This is a genomic window from Arthrobacter sp. P1_B11 (assembly GCF_056406715.1).
In genome coordinates, this window is record NZ_JBFTZQ010000015.1 from 14099 (window position 1) to 30315 (window position 16217).

Genomic DNA, 16217 nt, shown 5'->3' on the forward strand with positions numbered 1-16217 from the left:
CCTGTAATTACTACATGTAGTGGTCAGCTGCCTGATTTGAACCGGGCGGTGACCGCGTCGCCGTGGGCAGGCAGGTCCTCCGCCCCGGACAGGCTGACGATGTGCCCGCTGACCTGCTCCAGCGCGGCTTCGGTGTAATTGATGACCTGTATTGCGCGCAGGAAAGTTGTGACGTTCAGGCCCGATGAGAAAGCGGCCGTTCCACTGGTGGGCAGGACGTGGTTTGACCCCGCGCAGTAATCACCGAGGCTCACGGGACTGTAGTCGCCAACGAAAATGGCACCGGCGTTCCTGATCCGGGCGGCAACGGCGGGAGCGTCCGCCGTCATGATTTCGAGGTGCTCGGCCGCGTAGGCATCGCACGCGGCGATCCCCTGGTCGAGGTCGTCCACCAGGACGACGCCGGACTGCGGGCCGGACAGTGCTTCACGTACCCGCTCGCCGTGCTTGGTGGTGGCGGCCTGGAGCTCAAGCTCCTCCCGCACGTCGGCGGCGAGCTGCTCGGAGTCCGTAATTAGGACCGAGGCCGCCTTCGGATCGTGTTCAGCCTGGCTGATCAGGTCCGCGGCAACGAACGCCGGCCGGGCCGTCGCATCGGCCAGGATGGCGATCTCCGTGGTGCCCGCCTCGGAATCGATCCCCACGACCCCCTTGACCAGACGCTTGGCCGTGGCAACGAAAATGTTTCCCGGTCCGGTGACGACGTCCACCGGTTCCAAGGCTGCTTCACCCTCGGCGCCCGGGACTCCGTAGGCAAAAGCGGCGATGGCCTGGGCCCCGCCAATCGCGTACACCTCGCTGATGCCCAGCAGCGCCGCGGCCGCCAGGATCGTGGGGTGTGGAAGACCGCCGAAGTCCTTCTGGGGCGGGGAAGCCAGTGCGATGGATTCCACACCAGCTGCCTGCGCGGGAACCACGTTCATGATGACCGATGACGGATAAACGGCCAGGCCGCCCGGAACGTACAGTCCCACCCGTGCTACCGGCACCCATTTCTGGCTCACGACGGCACCATCCCCGAGGGCAACGTCGACGTCGGCAGGTCGCTGTCCGTCGGCAAAGCGCCGGGCACGGCTGATGGATTCCTCCAGCGCCGAGCGAACAGCCGGCTCCAGGCCGTCCAGCGCGGATTTCAGCGCCTCTGCCGGAACACGCGGGTGCGCCTGCTCCACGCCGTCAAAGCGCCGGGCAAAGTCTGCCAGGGCAGCGAAGCCGCGCTGCCGGACCGCTGAAATGATGTCCGTTACCTTCTGCTCGGCATCTGCCACCGTCTGGTGCCGGGCACGCGGCACAGCCTCCCTCAGCTCCGCGAGGCTGAGCTGGCGGCCCCGCAGGTCAACGGTGCGGAAATCGACGGCGGGGTAATTCGGGCGTACGGAGCTGTCCGGAGAAGTGGTCACCGGTCCATTTTACGCAGGAAACCGAGCAGGCCGATGGCGAAGTAGCCGGCGGCAACGGCCGCCGGCCAAAGGAGCAGAACCGGGTAGGACCTCAAGGAAAATGCAACGCTTGCGCTGGCTGACGTGTCCTGTGGTCCTCCGAACCAGAGACCGGCAAGCACCCCGCTCTGCCAGGCGAGGAGGGCAGCCGCGCCGCTGGCAGCCACCGACGCCGCCAGCATGCGGCGCGATCCTGCATCCTTCCGGCCGGTCAGCAGCACGGCGACGAGGCAGCCGGCGAAGAGAAAGAGTCCAGCCAGCACAAGGTCCCGCGGGAGCCAAACCTCGGTGTTGGTTCCGGATGCCAGCGCGGCATTCCCGGAAACGAGGTTCAGGCCGCCGGGCGCCAGCAGCCACCACAGGATGCCGGCAGGTATTCCCGACGCTGCGATTCCCGCCGCCCACGGCCAACTGCGTCGGTTGCGTTTCCGGCCCCTGAAGCTGCTTTCCTGGGCGTGGTCCGCCTGTTCCTGGTGGCGGGCCGGAGGTGCGGCTGCTGGCTGGGTCATGAACAAACGTTAACAAATGTTCGCCCGCATTGCGGAAAGAGGCCCTCATTGCACGCGGATCACGCAACCCGCCGGAAGCCCAATACTCTTGTAGTGGGAACCCAACAACCAACAGATCAGCAGCAGGGAGATCGATAACAGTGGCCTCAGATGACGCCGCCTTCGAGGGCACGTTCAAGGAAATGTTCCGCCGTCATGCAGCTGGCGTGGCCATCATCACGGTGAACTTCAACGGCGTACCGTACGGCTTCACCGCCACCTCCGTGGCGTCGCTGTCGGCCAAGCCGCCGCGCTTCACGTTCAACATGGCACGCAGTTCGAGTTCATGGCCGGCGGTCGCCAACACCACGTACATCGGCGTGCACATGCTTGGCTTGGAAAACCAGGAACTGGCTGACCGTTTTGCCCGCACCAAAGAGCGCTTCGCCGGCGATCACTGGGCACTGGGCTCCCACGAGGTGCCCATCCTCAAGGACGTCGCCGGCTGGCTGATCGGGAAGATCCAGATGCGGCTCTCCTTCGAGAACAACGCGGTGGTCGTGGTGGAAGTGGTGGAAGGCCAGGTGGGCGAAGACGGCTCACCCCTGCTCTACCATTCCGGAACGTACGGGCAGCCCGTGCCGCTGGACTACGAGATCTAGCCCCGGCCGCCGGGCCCGGGAGACCGGACGCAGCTCCTAGGCGTCCAGGCAGGCAGGACCGAGCAGCACTTTGAGGTCTCCGAAGAGGGACGGGTTGGGGTTGACCCGCAGGTGCACGGGCAAGCCCATGACTTCTACGCGGGCGTCGCCCTGCAGGTTGATCCGCACCTCGGAGTTTCCCCGGTGGTTGCGCAGCACGTCCCCCAGTTCGGTGACCACGGCTTCCGTGGCCTTGTGCGTGGGCATCGTGATCACGACGGGCCCGTTAGTGCCCTCGCTGAGGTCCGGCACGGAAAGTTCCATGCAGTTCAAGGTGACGGCGCCGTCGTCGCGCCGTTGAAGTCGGCCCTTGACCACCACGATCAGGTCCTCGGCGAGGACCGACGCGATGGGCCCGTACACCTGGCCGAAGAACATCACTTCGATGGAACCGCCGAGGTCCTCAATCTCCGCCCTGGCGTAGGCGTTGCCGCTGGCCTTGGCGATCCTGCGGCTGAGCGAGGTGATCATGCCCGAAATGGTGACGATCGCGCCGTCATGCGGCCCGTCTTCGGCGATGATCGAGGTGATGGACTGGTCGGCGTGCTGGCTCAGGAGCCCTTCGAGGCCCTGCAGCGGGTGGTCGGAGACGTACAGGCCGAGCATGTCGCGTTCGAAGGAGAGCTTGTCCTTCTTTTCCCACTCGGGAAGGTCGGGGATCTCAATGCTCAGAGACGCCTCGGACTCGGCTTCGTCAAAACCAGCGAAGAGGTCGAACTGACCGATCGCCTCGTTGCGCTTGAGCGTGATGACGGAGTCGATGGCCTCCTCATGGATCATGGCCAGGGCACGCCGGTGGTGGTTCAGCGAGTCGAACGCGCCTGCTTTGATCAGGGATTCAATGGTGCGCTTGTTGCAGACCACCGCGGGGACCTTCATGAGGTAGTCCTTGAAGGACGTGTAGGCGCCTTCCTTTTCGCGCGCCGCCACCATGGCTTCGACGGCGTTCACGCCGACGTTGCGGATGGCGCCCATGCCGAAGCGGATGTCATTGCCCACAGGGGTGAAGTTCAGCGCTGACTCATTGACGTCGGGCGGCAGCACGGTGATGCCCATGCGCCGGCATTCGTTGAGGTAGATCGCCGACTTGTCCTTGTCGTCGCCGACGCTGGTCAGCAGGGCTGCCATGTACTCCGGCGCATAGTGCGCCTTCAGGTACGCCGTCCAGTAGGAGATCACGCCATAGGCGGCCGAGTGGGCCTTGTTGAAGGCGTAATCGGAGAACGGCAGCAGGATGTCCCAAAGCGTCTTTACTGCGGCCATGGAGTAGCCGTTGTCCTGCATGCCCTGCGAGAAGCCGGCGAACTGCTTGTCCAGTTCCGATTTCTTCTTCTTGCCCATGGCGCGGCGCAGGATGTCGGCCTGGCCCAGGGTGTAGCCCGCGAGCTTCTGCGCCACGGCCATGACCTGCTCCTGGTACACGATCAGGCCGTACGTGCCACCGAGGATTTCGGAGAGCGGTTCCTCGAGCTCCGGGTGGATCGGGATGACCTCCTGGATTTTGTTCTTGCGCAGGGCGTAGTCGGTGTGCGCGTTGGCGCCCATGGGGCCTGGCCGGTAGAGGGCCAGCACGGCGGAGATGTCTTCGAAGTTGTCAGGCTTCATGAGCTTGAGCAGCGACCGCATGGGGCCGCCATCGAGCTGGAACACGCCCAGCGTGTCACCCCGGGCGAGCAGCTCGTAGGACTCGGTGTCGTCAAGCTCCAGGGTCTCGAGGTCCAGATCGATGCCGCGGTTCATCTTGATGTTTTCTAGGGCATCCGAAATGATCGTCAGGTTTCGCAGCCCGAGGAAGTCCATCTTGATCAGGCCCAGGCCCTCGGACGTCGGATAGTCGAACTGTGTGATGACCTGGCCGTCCTGGAAGCGGCGCATGACCGGAATCACGTCGATGATGGGGTCCGAGGACATGATGACGCCGGCGGCGTGCACGCCCCATTGCCGTTTCAGGCCCTCGATGCCCAGTGCCGTCTCAAAGACCTTGGCGGCCTCGGGGTCGGTGCTGATCAGTTGGCGGAAGTCACCGGCTTCGCTGTAGCGCTTGGCGTCCTTGTTTTGGATGTCGGCCAGCGGAATATCCTTGGCCATCACGGCCGGCGGCAGCGCCTTGGTCAGCTGCTCGCCCATGCTGAACGGGTAGCCCAGCACGCGCGAGGAGTCCTTGAGGGCCTGTTTGGTCTTGATGGTGCCGTAGGTGACGATCATCGCCACACGTTCGTCGCCGTATTTCCGCGTGACGTAGTCGATCACCTCGGAGCGGCGCCGATCATCGAAGTCGACGTCGAAGTCAGGCATGGAGACGCGGTCCGGGTTGAGGAAGCGCTCGAAGATCAGGCCGTGGTGCAGCGGATCAAGGTCGGTGATTCGCATGGCGTACGCCACCATGGAGCCGGCACCCGAACCACGTCCCGGACCGACCCGGATGCCGTTGTTCTTGGCCCAGTTGATGAAGTCGGCCACCACCAGGAAGTAGCCCGGGAAGCCCATGGAGGTGATGACCTCCAGTTCATAGTCGGCCTGCTTGCGGACCTTGTCCGGGATGCCCTGGGGGTAACGGTATTGGAGTCCCTTGTCGACTTCCTTGACCAGCCAGGACGTTTCGTCCTCACCCTCCGGGCAGGGGAACCGGGGCATGTAGTTGGCGCCGGTGTTGAACGAGACTTCGCAGCGCTCGGCGATCAGGAGCGTGTTGTCGCACGCGTCGGGGTGGTCGCGGAACAGTTCGCGCATTTCCTGCGGTGACTTCAGGTAGTAGCCGCTGCCCGAGAAGGCGAAGCGCGAGCCACCGTTGTCGTAGGTCGGCTCCAGGAGGGTGGAACCTGACTGGATGGCCAGCAGGGCCTCGTGCGCTTTGGCATCATGTTCGTGCGTGTAGTGCAGATCGTTGGTGGCCACCAGCGGAAGGTTCAGGTCCTTGGCCAGGCGCAGGAGGTCTCCGGTGACGCGCCGTTCGATGTCCAGGCCGTGGTCCATGAGCTCGCAGAAGTAATTCTCCGCGCCGAAGATGTCGCGGAACTCTGCAGCAGCCTCAAGCGCTTCACGGTACTGGCCCAGCCGGAGCCTTGTCTGGACCTCACCGGACGGGCAGCCGGTGGTGGCGATGAGCCCTTCCGAGTAGGTGTTCAGCAACTCACGGTCGAGCCGGGGCCATTTGCCGAAGACCGAGTCCAATGAGGCGATCGACGAGGCACGGAACAGGTTCCGCATGCCCACGTTGTTGTAGCTCAGCAGGGTCATGTGGGTGTAGGAACCACCGCCGGAGACGTCGTCCTTGCGCTGGCTTTCCTCGCCCCAGCGGACCCGGCTCTTGTCACCGCGGGCGGTCCCGGGCGTCACATAAGCTTCGACACCGATAATGGGCCTAATGCCCTTGTCCGTGGCCCTCTTCCAGAAATCGAAGGCGCCGAAGAGATAGCCATGGTCAGTGGTGGCCAGGGCGGGCATGCCAAGCCGCTCGGTTTCATCAAAGAGCTCTCCGAGCCGGGCGGCACCGTCCAGCATCGAGTACTCGGTGTGGTTGTGGAGATGGACAAACGAGTCGTTGCTGGAAGTCACCGGACCATTCTAGTGCCGAGCAGCGACACAATCGCGCGGACCGGCCGCGCCGGCCGGTGGCTGTGAGGTAAGGCTCAGGCGTCGCCGGACTCCAGCACCTGCAGTGCATAGGTCAGGTCTTCGGGGTATTCGCTGGTCACGGTCACGCGCTCCCCGGTCCGGGGGTGGTCGAAGCCAAGCTGCCGGGCGTGGAGCCACTGCCGGGTCAGCCCAAGCGTCGCGGCAAGCCGCGGGTCTGCGCCGTAGGTGAGGTCGCCCGCGCACGGGTGCCGAAGCGCGGCGAAATGGACCCGGATCTGGTGCGTCCTGCCCGTTTCCAGGTGCACCTCCACGAGGGTGGCTTTCCCGTAGGCCTCAAGGACCTCGTAGTGCGTGACAGACGGCCTGCCGTCCTCGATGACGGCGAACCGCCAGTCATGGCCGGGGTGGCGGCCGATCGGCGCGTCGATGGTGCCCTGCAGCGGGTCCGGAAGGCCCTGGACCACGGCATGGTAGACCTTGTCCACCGTGCGTTCCTTAAAAGCCCGTTTGAGGGCGGTGTAGGCGGGCTCCGTCTTGGCCACCACCATCACGCCGGACGTTCCGACGTCGAGACGGTGGACGATGCCGGCCCGTTCGGCGGAACCGGAGGTGGAGATGCGGTAGCCGGCACCGGCCAGGCCACCGACGACGGTCGGTCCCACCCAGCCGGGAGACGGGTGGGCCGCGACCCCTACCGGCTTGTCGACGACCACAAAGTCGTCGTCGTCCAGCAGAATCTTCAGGCCTTCCACAACTTCCTCCACGACTTCCAGGGGATCCCGCCGCTCCGGGACCGTCACGTGCAGCACGGTGCCGGACGCGAGTTTGGCGGACTTTCCCACCGGTTTGCCGCCGCTGAGGACGTTGCCCTCGGCGATCAATGTGGCCGCGAGCGACCGTGATACACCGATCAGCTTGGCCAGTCCGGCGTCCACCCGGCTGCCGTCAAGCTCTTCGGGCACCACCACGCGTTCAGACATCCGCGCCCCCGTCCCGCTTAGCGGCAGTGTGGCGCGATCCGTCCAGGGCGATGCCCCGCAGCGTGAGCAGGCAGATGATGACCACCGACGACACAACGGCCGAGTCGGCAATGTTGAAGATCGCGAAATTAGGCAGCTGGATGAAGTCGACCACGTGGCCCATGGCGAAGGACGGCTCGCGGAACAGACGGTCCGTCAGGTTGCCCAGGGCCCCGCCGAACAGGAGGCCAAGTGCCACGGCCCACCACGCCGAACCGAGCCTGCGCAGCTGGACCAAAATGGCGACGGCGACGCTCACCATGACGATGGTGAAGACCCACGTCACGTTCTCCCCGATGGAGAAGGCGGCACCGGAATTCCGGATGTAGTACCAGTGCAGCAACGGAGGCAGCACCGGGATCCGTTCGCCTTCGACCATGGTGCTGGTGACCCACAGCTTGGTGAGCTGATCGAAGAAGTACGCGAAGAGGGCAAGCCCGGCGAACAGGGCGAGCAGCACGGCGCGCCGGGGCCGCGGTGGCAATGAGGCTGGGTGCGCTGCGTCAGCGGCAAGTTCGTCAGTCATGGTGCTTTCATTCGGGAACCGTTGTTAATCACAAAAGCCGGTGGCCGAGGAATCCTCAGCCACCGGCTTTCAGAATACGTGCTAAACGGCAGCGCTGCTTTCGCCGACCTCAGGCGCAGCGACCGAGCCGCGGGCATCCAGGTCACGAAGCTGGCCTTCGATGTAGGACTTCAGGCGTGAGCGGTAGTCGCGCTCGAAGCCGCGGAGCTGCTCCACCTTGCGCTCGAGGACCGACCGCTGCTGCTCCAGGGCACCGAGAATCTTGCGGGACTTCTCCTGGGCATCGTTGACGAGGCTGCTGGCCTCGATCTGCGCTTCGGCAATGATCTTGTCGCGCTGGTCCTGGCCGTCAGCAATGTGGCGGTCGTGCATCTGCTGCGCCATGGCGAGCAGGCCTGCGGCCGATTCGGAGACGTTGCCACCAGCGGCCGGAGCCTGTGCCGCAACGGTTGCAGGCTGCTCGGCTTCCTTCTTCTTGGCAGCTTCGGCAGCCTTGGCTTCCGCCTCGGCCTTCGCACGCGATTCGTCCTTGTCGGACTTCGCGGGGGCGGGAACCTTTTCGACGACAGGTGCCACAGCTGCGGAAGCGGCAGGAGTTCCAGTGCCGCCCTCGGACAGCTTCTTGCGAAGTTCGTCGTTTTCCTGGTTCAGGCGGCGCAGTTCAACGACGATTTCGTCCAGGAAGTCATCAACTTCATCCTGGTCGTAGCCTTCGCGGAACTTGGTCGGCTGAAAGCGCTTGTTGACAACGTCTTCTGGCGTCAAAGCCATCTGGTCACCTCGTTGGTCTAGTTAGTCAGTAGGCCTTCCGGCCGTCAAAACTACGGTACCTAAATATGGTCTGGTTCCTCTAATTCAACACTGTGATGTCAAACCGGAGATTCTTCCGCGCGGACGGCGATCGGGTCAGGAACCGCCGCTGCGCTGCAAGCTATTGTGAAATTATGCGAGGCCCCTGGTGATCGCCATTGCCACGCTGAGGGCAATGAACAAAACCAGAAAGCCAAGGTCAAGCGAGACTCCGCCGAGCCTCAGAGGCGGGATGACGCGGCGGAGGACTTTCAGCGGAGGGTCCGTGACCGAGTACACGGCGTGGGCCGCCACGAGGGCCATGCCCCGCGGGCGCCAGTCCCGCGCGAACATCTGGACCCAGTCAAACACCAGCCGCACGATCAGGGCGACGAAGACGAACAGCAGGACAATATAGACAAGCCCGAAAACTAATCCCATGAGCTAACCCATATCTCCATGTTCGTTCCGGATGCCGTGGCGTCCTGTAGGTCTTGGCTGTTGATGCTGTCCGCTATTCCAGCACAAATACTACTTCAGCACGGATGCCAGGCAGGTGTCCCTGCCTGGCATCCGGATAGCCTGCTTAGCTTTGGTTGAAGAAGCTGGCGGTGGTCTCGCTGGCCTTCTTGTCATCGCCGATGACCTCAATGTATGACGGCGAGAGCAGGAAGACCTTGTTGGTGACCCGCTCAATGCTTCCGCGCAGGCCAAACACGAGTCCTGCAGAGAAATCCACCAGGCGCTTCGCGTCGGCCTCACCCATGTCGGTGACATTCATGATGACGGGGATGCCGTCCCGGAAGCTTTCACCAATCAGCTTGGCGTCATTGTAGGACCGCGGGTGGATCGTGGTGATCTGCCGCAGTCCGGTGGTCTCTTCGCGGCTCGACGCCGCACGTTTAATAGGTGTCACGGGTGCGCGGTATTCCTCTTCGGCGGCGGGTGGCGCCTCACGGACGACCTCGCGGACGGGTGCCGGAGCACGGCGTTCCTCGCGGTCAGGCTCCATTGAGTGGTCCTCATCCTTTTGCTGGGTGGAAAGCTCAGACTCGTAGTGTTCTTCGCCATCGGCGAGCCCAAGATAGATCATTGTCTTGCGCAGAGCGCCGGCCATGGTCGACTCCTAATCGTGTCCGTAAGCGGGCCGCCCAAAAAGTCTCGACAGCATTGGAATCCCCGCCATTCACTTCCAATACTCAGACGCTACCGCACCGCCGGGCGCGAACCGAGAATATCCGAACCAATTCTGAGGTGTGTCGCTCCGCACCTGATGGCGGCTTCGAGGTCCTGGCTCATGCCTGCAGAAACCCCGGTGGCATGCGGGTGGTCGGCCCTCAGCCGGGCTGAAATCCCGGACAGTTTCGCGAAGGCCCGGTCCGGGTCGGCCCCCAGCGGCGCCACGGCCATCACACCTGCCAGCCGGAGTCCGGCGGCTCCCTCCAGCTGATCGGCCAGGAGGGGCACGTCGGCGGGGGCGGCGCCGCCCCTGTGCGCCTCGGCGTCGTCGTCGAGGCTGACCTGGATGAAGCAGTCAAGGCTGCCCCGGCCTGAACGCTCCTGTTCCACGGCCATCGCACGGCCAAGCGCTTCCACCAGCTGGGAACGGTCCACGGAATGCACGGCGTGCGCGTACCGGACCACGGTTTTGGCTTTTTTGCTTTGGAGCTGGCCCACGAAATGCCACCTGACATCGAGTCCGCTCAGCAACGCCGCCTTTTCCGACGCTTCCTGGTCGCGGTTCTCCCCGAAGTCCGCCACGCCAAGCCCGGCCAGCCGGGCGATGTCCTCGGCGGGGTGGAATTTGGAGACCACAATGAGGCGTGGCGGGTCGCCGGTGCGCTCTGCGGCGGCCACCGCCGCCGCGATCCGCTGCCTGACGGCTGTCAGTCGTTGCCCCAGCTGGGCTGTCCGAGGGTCCGTTTCCGGCGTCATCTCACTCATGGGTCCACACCAGGCCGGCGAACCGTCCCGAGTTCCTGTCCCTCCGATAGGAGTAAAGCGTTTCGGTTTCCAAGGTGCAGGGTCCCCGGTGTTCAACCAGCACACCCTCTGATTCGAGTTGGCTCACCGCGCCGGCGGGCAAATCCAGAGCGGGAGTTCCCCACGTGGTGGCCGACCAGGCGGAAGGCGCGACGGCGGCGACCTCCTCGCGCAGTTCGGCCGGCACTTCGTAGCACCGCCCGCAGATTGACGGTCCGAGCCAGGCGCGGATGTTCCTGGCCCCCGCGGCGCGAAGCTGGTCCACGGCAGCGGGAATGACCCCCGAGGCCAGCCCCGGGCGCCCGGCGTGAACCACGCCAAGCACAGGGCCGGCGCCGCCGGAGTCGCCAACCAGCACCAAGGGAATGCAGTCGGCTACCATGACCGCCATCGGCAGCCTGCGGGAAACCATGGCATCCGCCGTGGGTGCCGCGGTGGCGGACTCCAGGACGGCCACGTCGTTTCCATGAACCTGGTTCATGTACTGGAACCGGCGGGGCGCGATGCCCGCCGCCTTATCCAGTTCCTCCCGGCGCCGCATCACCGACGGTCCATGATCGCCAACATGCAGTGCGAGGTTGCCCGCACCTGTGTCAGTGAATGCCACCGACACACCGGGGAAGACTTCAGCACGCCACAGAAACAATCAGAACACCGACAACAATCAAAAACACCGACAATCAGGAGAGCGACAGCAAGGAACCTCCCGGACGGCACTGCGGTCCGGGCAGCGCCTACTTCAGGAAGTCCGGAACATCCAGGTCGTCTGAGCGGCTGCCCGAGAGGTCCGGCTCAACAACCGACGGAAGGTCGACGTCGAACCCCGAGTCAGCGGGAACGGCAGAGGGACGCTGCTGGCCCCAGTTGCTCAGACCTGCTGCTCCGACTCCGGCGTGCACCGGCTGGACGTGGACCTGATGGTTGTTCGACGGCGCCTGGTTCGACGGCGCGGTGGCCGGAACCGCCGGGCGCTGGGGCGCGGACTGCGGCTGGTCCATGGAAGGAGAGGTGGCCTTGACGTCGTCGAAGCCGGCGGCAATCACCGTGACGCGGGCTTCGTCGCCGAGGGCGTCGTCGATCACCGCGCCGAAGATGATGTTGGCTTCGGGGTGCGCCACTTCCTGGACCAGGCGGGCAGCCTCGTTGATCTCGAACAGGCCGAGGTCCGAACCGCCCTGGATCGAGAGCAGAACGCCGTGGGCGCCGTCAATGGAGGCCTCAAGGAGTGGCGACGCAATGGCCAGTTCGGCGGCCTTGACGGCCCTGTCCTCGCCGCGCGCCGAGCCGATACCCATGAGGGCGGATCCGGCACCCTGCATGACAGACTTCACGTCGGCGAAGTCAAGGTTGATCAGGCCGGGGGTGGTGATCAGGTCGGTGATGCCCTGGACACCGGACAGCAGGACCTGGTCGGCGGAGCGGAACGCATCCAGCACCGAGACGTTGCGGTCACTGATGGACAGCAGGCGGTCGTTCGGGATGACGATCAAGGTGTCGACTTCGTCGCGCAGGGCGTCAATGCCGGCCTCGGCGGAACCCGCGCGGCGCCGGCCTTCAAATGTGAACGGACGGGTCACGACGCCGATGGTCAGTGCACCGAGGGAGCGGGCGATACGGGCCACGACGGGCGCGCCACCCGTTCCGGTGCCGCCGCCTTCGCCCGCAGTAACGAAGACCATGTCGGCCCCACGGAGCACTTCCTCGATCTCGTCGGCGTGGTCCTCGGCAGCCTGCTTGCCGACCTCCGGGTTGGCGCCTGCGCCAAGCCCGCGCGTCAGTTCGCGTCCGACGTCGAGTTTGACGTCGGCATCGCTCATCAGCAGGGCCTGGGCATCGGTGTTTATTGCGATGAATTCAACACCGCGGAGACCCACATCAATCATGCGGTTGACTGCGTTCACGCCACCGCCGCCGATGCCGACGACCTTGATGACGGCCAAGTAATTCTGCGGAGCTGCCACGTTACGTGTCCCTTGTTCGTGTCCTATTGCGAAAACTGATGGAGTCGAGCTTGAAGCTTTGAACCTTAACCTTCGAGTTGAAGGTTATAGTTATGTCAAGTAACTCATGTCTGTGACGCTATTTCCTATGCTTCGTACATTCAATGACCACCACCGCGTGTCGTACTAATCACCGCGAAATAGAGCGGATCAGCGCGTCACCGGGTGCCGCGGCACACTGATGTCGTAAGTATTGACCGGATTGGCCGGGTCTGCAGGAACCTTGAGAAGGGCTTCCAGCACCCGCGCCTTCAGTTCCCGCTCCCCCGCGTTGCCCCAGATGATCGTCTGGCCGTCTACCAGCTTCAGCTCCACCGCGTCCACGGACTTTGCAGAAGCGTTGGACAGCCTGCCCAGCACGCTTGGCGGCAGGGCACCGAGGACCGCTGTGGTGGCCTGGAAGAGGTCCTTGCCGATGGTGCCTGCTCCGCCGTCAATCACCGGCAGCTGCACCGCTTCGGGATCGGCCGTGGTGCTGAGGCGCACGCCGTCCACATCCACCAGGAGGTATTCCTGGCCCCGCTTCACCAGCGCTACGGGGACGCGCTCCTGCACCTGGACCACGAGGACTGAAGGAGGGTGCGCCTGCGTGGTTACCGACTTGATCTGGACGAGTGGTTTCAGCAGTCTGCTGACTTCCTCATCGCTCACTTGCGGCAGGGGTTTGCCTTCAAGCGGCTTGAGGGCGGCCTGGACCTGCTTGGCCTTGAGCAGCTTGGTGCCGCTCACCGTCACTGACTTGACCGCGAGCACCGGGGAGTAGACGGCCGCCAGGAGCAGGCCCGCCACAAGTGCAGCCGCCACGCAGGCGGCCACAATGATGTTCCGCCTGATCCGTTTGCCCTTGGGCTCGGGGAACGCAAGCACGTTGTCAGCCTCGGCGCTGGCGGATCCGGTTGTCGCGGACGCCGCGCCGTCCGGAGCCGCCTGCCTAAGCGTGCGCATTCCCCACGGCCGCTTTGCAGCCGCCAGCGGTGCTGCCGTGCCCTTCCCGGACGCCTCATGCCCGGGCTTGGTGCCCTGCCGTTTAGTGCCCTGCTTTTTGGTGCCCTGCTGCCGCTTCGCTGGCTCCGGGCGGCGTTCCTGGCCGTGGTCATGCGACGGGTCAGCGGGTGCGCTCTTGGACGCGGAGATGACGCCCGGCCGCTGCTCCCCACTGGCTTCCGGCGTTTTGTCCCGGTTTCCGGAGCTGACGGGCCGGTAGGTGGGCCGGCGCGTGCTAGCCACTGAGTGACTCCACGATGAGGGGCCCGTACGCGGTCACGTCTCCGGCGCCCGCTGTCAGGATGATGTCGCCCGGCTGCGCGGCTGCGTCCATGGCTTCGACTGCTGCTGCACCGCCTGCGACCCGGCGTCCTCCGGCCCCAAGGTGTGTGGCGATGAGTTCGCTGGTCACGCCGGGGATGGGATCCTCCCGCGCGGGATAGATGTCCAGCACCAGGGCGGTGTCAGCCGCGTTGAGGGCATCGGCGAACTCCTCGGCAAATTCCCTCGTCCTGGAGAACAGGTGCGGCTGGAAGAGGACGTGCACCTTGTGGCCCCCGGCGACGGAGCGCGCCGCGGCCAGGGCCGCGCGGACCTCGGTGGGATGGTGGGCGTAGTCATCGTAGACCCGCACTCCCCTGCCTTCACCCTTGAACTCGAACCGGCGTGACGCGCCGGAGAACCCTGCCAGGGCGGAGGCCGCCTTCGCCGCCCCTACCCCCAGCTCGAGCGCCACCGCCATTGCCGCGGCGGCATTGAGCGCGTTGTGGCGTCCGGGGACCTGGAGCGCAAGCGGAACCTGTCCTGCCGCCGTCGCGATGCTGACATTGCCGGGGCCACCGTCGAAGAGGCGCAAGTCGGCGTCGTCGGAAGTGCCGTACAGCACCACCCGGGTGTTGCCCCGCTGTCTCGTGCGCCGCGCCAGAGCCAGCGCCCCGGCGTCGTCCGCGCATGCCACGAGCACGCCGTCAGCGGGCAGCAGCTCCGTGAAACGGTCGAACGATTCATAGACCGCCTCGGCGGTGCCGTAATGGTCCAGGTGGTCCGGTTCGACGTTCGTGACCACGGCGATCTGCGGGCGGTAGTTGAGAAAGGACCCGTCGGATTCGTCCGCTTCGGCCACGAACACACTGGTGCTGCCGTGGGCCGCGTTAACTCCGAGCGACGGGACGTTGGCCCCGATGGCGAAGGACGGATCCAGGCCCGCACCCTGGAGAAGAACGGCGATCATGGACGTGGTGGTGGACTTCCCGTGCGTGCCGGCCACGGCGACCACGAGGTCGTCGGCCATCGTGGCCGCCAGGGCCTCCGAACGGTGGAGGACCGGCAACCCGGCAGCTTGGGCGGCGGCCAGCTCGGGATTGTCAGCCCGGATGGCCGACCCCGCCACCACGGTCTCGGCGTCGCCGAGGTTGGCGGCGGCGTATCCCACGGAAATCCTGGCTCCGGCCGCGGCAAGGTCTGCCATGACCGGCAGGTCTTTCGCGTCCGAACCGCTCACCGGCACGCCTCTGGCCACCATGATCCGGGCCACGGCGGACATGCCGACGCCGCCGATGCCGATGAAGTGCACGCGGCCAAGCGAGTCCTGGCTCAGTGTGCCGTTGCTGGTCATTTGGATACCGCTTCCAGTACAAGACCGGCCATGAGCCGGTCGGCATCCCTGATGCCTAGGTTTTCGGAGTTCGCTGCCATGGAATCGAGCCTCGCCCGGTCGGTCAGGAGGGGAATGAGCCGGCTCCGGACCCATTCCGGCGTGAAGTCACGGTCCGCCACCAGCAGTGCGCCCCCGGCCTGCACCAGCCCGTCAGCATTGAGGGCTTGCTCGCCGTTGCCGATGGGCAGCGGAACGAACACAGCGGGAACCCCCACGGCGGCGACTTCGCTCACCGTGGCTGCACCCGCACGGGCCAGCAGAAGGTCCGCTGCGGCGTAGACCGACTCCATGCCGTCAACGTATTCGAGCTGCCGGTAGCCGTCGGCCTGGAGGGCGTTGCCTTCGCTGTCCTCGATTGACTTGCCCCGGCCGGTGATGTGGAGCGTCTGGATCCCGGCCTCTGCCAGGGCACCGAGCGACGCGGCTACCGTCCGGTTGATGCTCTGGGCGCCGGACGAGCCGCCCGTCACGATGAGCACGGGCTTTTCGGGCTGCAGTCCAAGGGCGGCAAGGGCTGCACCGCGGGCCGATTCCCTGACCAGGGCAGAAACTTCCCGGCGCATGGGCATGCCGACATGACGGGCATTCCGCAGCGGCGTGCCGGCGAAGGCCACGGCCACGTGCCTGCTCAGCCGCGCACCCACCCTGTTTGCCAGTCCGGGACGGGCGTTGGCTTCGTGGATGACAATCGGAATGCTGCGCCGCCAGGCCGCGAGGTACATGGGCGTGCAGACGTAGCCGCCCACCCCCACCAGGACATCAGCCCGGGCGTCATCAAGGATGCGGCCGGCCTGCTTCACGGCACCGGCCAGGCGGGCAGGCAGACGCAGCAAATCCGGAGAGGGGCGGCGCGGGAACGGAACGCGGTCAATGGTGGCAAGCTCGATCCCCGCGGCAGGAACCAGTCTGGTCTCCATGCCCGCGGATGTTCCGACAGCGAGCAGCCGGGCGTCCGGACGCGCCTCACGGATGGCGGACGCGATGGCGAGCAGCGGATTGACATGCCCCGCCGTTCCACCGCCGGCGAGGACCACGGACAAAGACTCGGTTTTCAT

Annotated in this window: 15 protein-coding genes; 1 reads left to right on the plus strand and 14 read right to left on the minus strand. The window is 65.3% G+C overall.

Annotated features, from left to right (window positions below; genetic code table 11):
• Positions 1-23 precede the first annotated feature (23 nt).
• Together hisD and AC1D14_RS13260 are read right to left on the minus strand one after the other, a co-directional pair.
• Complete coding sequence (gene hisD / locus AC1D14_RS13255; RefSeq protein WP_230117659.1) at positions 24-1400, minus strand: histidinol dehydrogenase; 1377 nt, start codon at positions 1398-1400, stop codon at positions 24-26.
• Entirely contained in the window at positions 1397-1948 is a 552-nt protein-coding gene (locus tag AC1D14_RS13260) for a hypothetical protein (protein WP_230117660.1), read from the minus strand. The genes hisD and AC1D14_RS13260 overlap by 4 nt, the downstream gene beginning before the upstream one ends.
• A 182-nt stretch (positions 1949-2130) precedes the next feature.
• On the opposite strand from AC1D14_RS13260, the gene AC1D14_RS13265 reads away from it, so the two are divergent.
• Positions 2131-2589: a flavin reductase family protein gene (locus AC1D14_RS13265; protein ID WP_476968643.1), complete on the plus strand. Its 459-nt coding sequence runs from the start codon at positions 2131-2133 to the stop codon at positions 2587-2589.
• Between the two features lie 36 nt (positions 2590-2625).
• Here AC1D14_RS13265 and dnaE read toward each other — a convergent pair whose 3' ends face one another.
• The 12 genes from dnaE to murG all read right to left on the minus strand — a co-directional run bounded on the left by dnaE (position 2626) and on the right by murG (position 16217).
• Complete coding sequence (dnaE, locus tag AC1D14_RS13270; RefSeq protein WP_230117662.1) at positions 2626-6183, minus strand: DNA polymerase III subunit alpha; 3558 nt, start codon at positions 6181-6183, stop codon at positions 2626-2628.
• A 74-nt stretch (positions 6184-6257) separates the two neighbouring features.
• On the minus strand, positions 6258-7184 hold the full coding sequence (locus AC1D14_RS13275) for an RluA family pseudouridine synthase (RefSeq protein WP_230117663.1): 927 nt from the start codon (positions 7182-7184) through the stop codon (positions 6258-6260).
• A complete protein-coding gene (gene lspA / locus AC1D14_RS13280; RefSeq protein WP_230117664.1) occupies positions 7177-7749 on the minus strand; it encodes a signal peptidase II in 573 nt (190 codons plus the stop codon). The genes AC1D14_RS13275 and lspA overlap by 8 nt, the downstream gene beginning before the upstream one ends.
• A gap of 81 nt (positions 7750-7830) precedes the next feature.
• The gene (locus tag AC1D14_RS13285) at positions 7831-8520 is read right to left on the minus strand and encodes a DivIVA domain-containing protein (RefSeq protein ID WP_230117665.1); all 690 of its coding nucleotides are present in this window, start codon (positions 8518-8520) and stop codon (positions 7831-7833) included.
• Between the two features lie 171 nt (positions 8521-8691).
• Positions 8692-8979, minus strand: coding sequence for a YggT family protein (locus tag AC1D14_RS13290; protein WP_230117666.1), 288 nt, complete (start codon positions 8977-8979; stop codon positions 8692-8694).
• A 145-nt stretch (positions 8980-9124) separates the two neighbouring features.
• The gene (locus AC1D14_RS13295; RefSeq protein WP_230117667.1) at positions 9125-9655 is read right to left on the minus strand and encodes a cell division protein SepF; all 531 of its coding nucleotides are present in this window, start codon (positions 9653-9655) and stop codon (positions 9125-9127) included.
• 89 nt (positions 9656-9744) lie between these two features.
• Positions 9745-10482: a YggS family pyridoxal phosphate-dependent enzyme gene (locus AC1D14_RS13300; protein ID WP_476968626.1), complete on the minus strand. Its 738-nt coding sequence runs from the start codon at positions 10480-10482 to the stop codon at positions 9745-9747.
• On the minus strand, positions 10475-11167 hold the full coding sequence (locus AC1D14_RS13305) for a purine nucleoside phosphorylase YfiH/LACC1 family protein (RefSeq protein WP_230117669.1): 693 nt from the start codon (positions 11165-11167) through the stop codon (positions 10475-10477). The genes AC1D14_RS13300 and AC1D14_RS13305 overlap by 8 nt, the downstream gene beginning before the upstream one ends.
• Before the next feature lie 88 nt (positions 11168-11255).
• Positions 11256-12482, minus strand: coding sequence for a cell division protein FtsZ (ftsZ, locus tag AC1D14_RS13310; RefSeq protein ID WP_230117670.1), 1227 nt, complete (start codon positions 12480-12482; stop codon positions 11256-11258).
• 189 nt (positions 12483-12671) lie between these two features.
• Positions 12672-13748: a cell division protein FtsQ/DivIB gene (locus AC1D14_RS13315; protein ID WP_354962129.1), complete on the minus strand. Its 1077-nt coding sequence runs from the start codon at positions 13746-13748 to the stop codon at positions 12672-12674.
• Positions 13741-15120, minus strand: coding sequence for a UDP-N-acetylmuramate--L-alanine ligase (murC, locus tag AC1D14_RS13320; protein ID WP_230117671.1), 1380 nt, complete (start codon positions 15118-15120; stop codon positions 13741-13743). Before murC ends, AC1D14_RS13315 begins: the two co-directional genes overlap by 8 nt.
• Positions 15117-16217, minus strand: coding sequence for an undecaprenyldiphospho-muramoylpentapeptide beta-N-acetylglucosaminyltransferase (gene murG, locus AC1D14_RS13325; protein WP_230117672.1), 1101 nt, complete (start codon positions 16215-16217; stop codon positions 15117-15119). The genes murC and murG overlap by 4 nt, the downstream gene beginning before the upstream one ends.

Coding starts and splice junctions, on each gene's coding strand:
- murC (WP_230117671.1), bottom strand. CDS start 15,120: ATGACCAGCAACGGCACACTGAGCCAGGACTCGCTTGGCCGCGTGCAC.
- AC1D14_RS13260 (WP_230117660.1), bottom strand. CDS start 1,948: ATGACCCAGCCAGCAGCCGCACCTCCGGCCCGCCACCAGGAACAGGCG.
- murG (WP_230117672.1), bottom strand. CDS start 16,217: ATGAAAACCGAGTCTTTGTCCGTGGTCCTCGCCGGCGGTGGAACGGCG.
- lspA (WP_230117664.1), bottom strand. CDS start 7,749: ATGACTGACGAACTTGCCGCTGACGCAGCGCACCCAGCCTCATTGCCA.
- AC1D14_RS13290 (WP_230117666.1), bottom strand. CDS start 8,979: ATGGGATTAGTTTTCGGGCTTGTCTATATTGTCCTGCTGTTCGTCTTC.
- AC1D14_RS13295 (WP_230117667.1), bottom strand. CDS start 9,655: ATGGCCGGCGCTCTGCGCAAGACAATGATCTATCTTGGGCTCGCCGAT.
- AC1D14_RS13285 (WP_230117665.1), bottom strand. CDS start 8,520: ATGGCTTTGACGCCAGAAGACGTTGTCAACAAGCGCTTTCAGCCGACC.
- AC1D14_RS13265 (WP_476968643.1), top strand. CDS start 2,131: ATGTTCCGCCGTCATGCAGCTGGCGTGGCCATCATCACGGTGAACTTC.
- AC1D14_RS13300 (WP_476968626.1), bottom strand. CDS start 10,482: ATGAGTGAGATGACGCCGGAAACGGACCCTCGGACAGCCCAGCTGGGG.
- AC1D14_RS13275 (WP_230117663.1), bottom strand. CDS start 7,184: ATGTCTGAACGCGTGGTGGTGCCCGAAGAGCTTGACGGCAGCCGGGTG.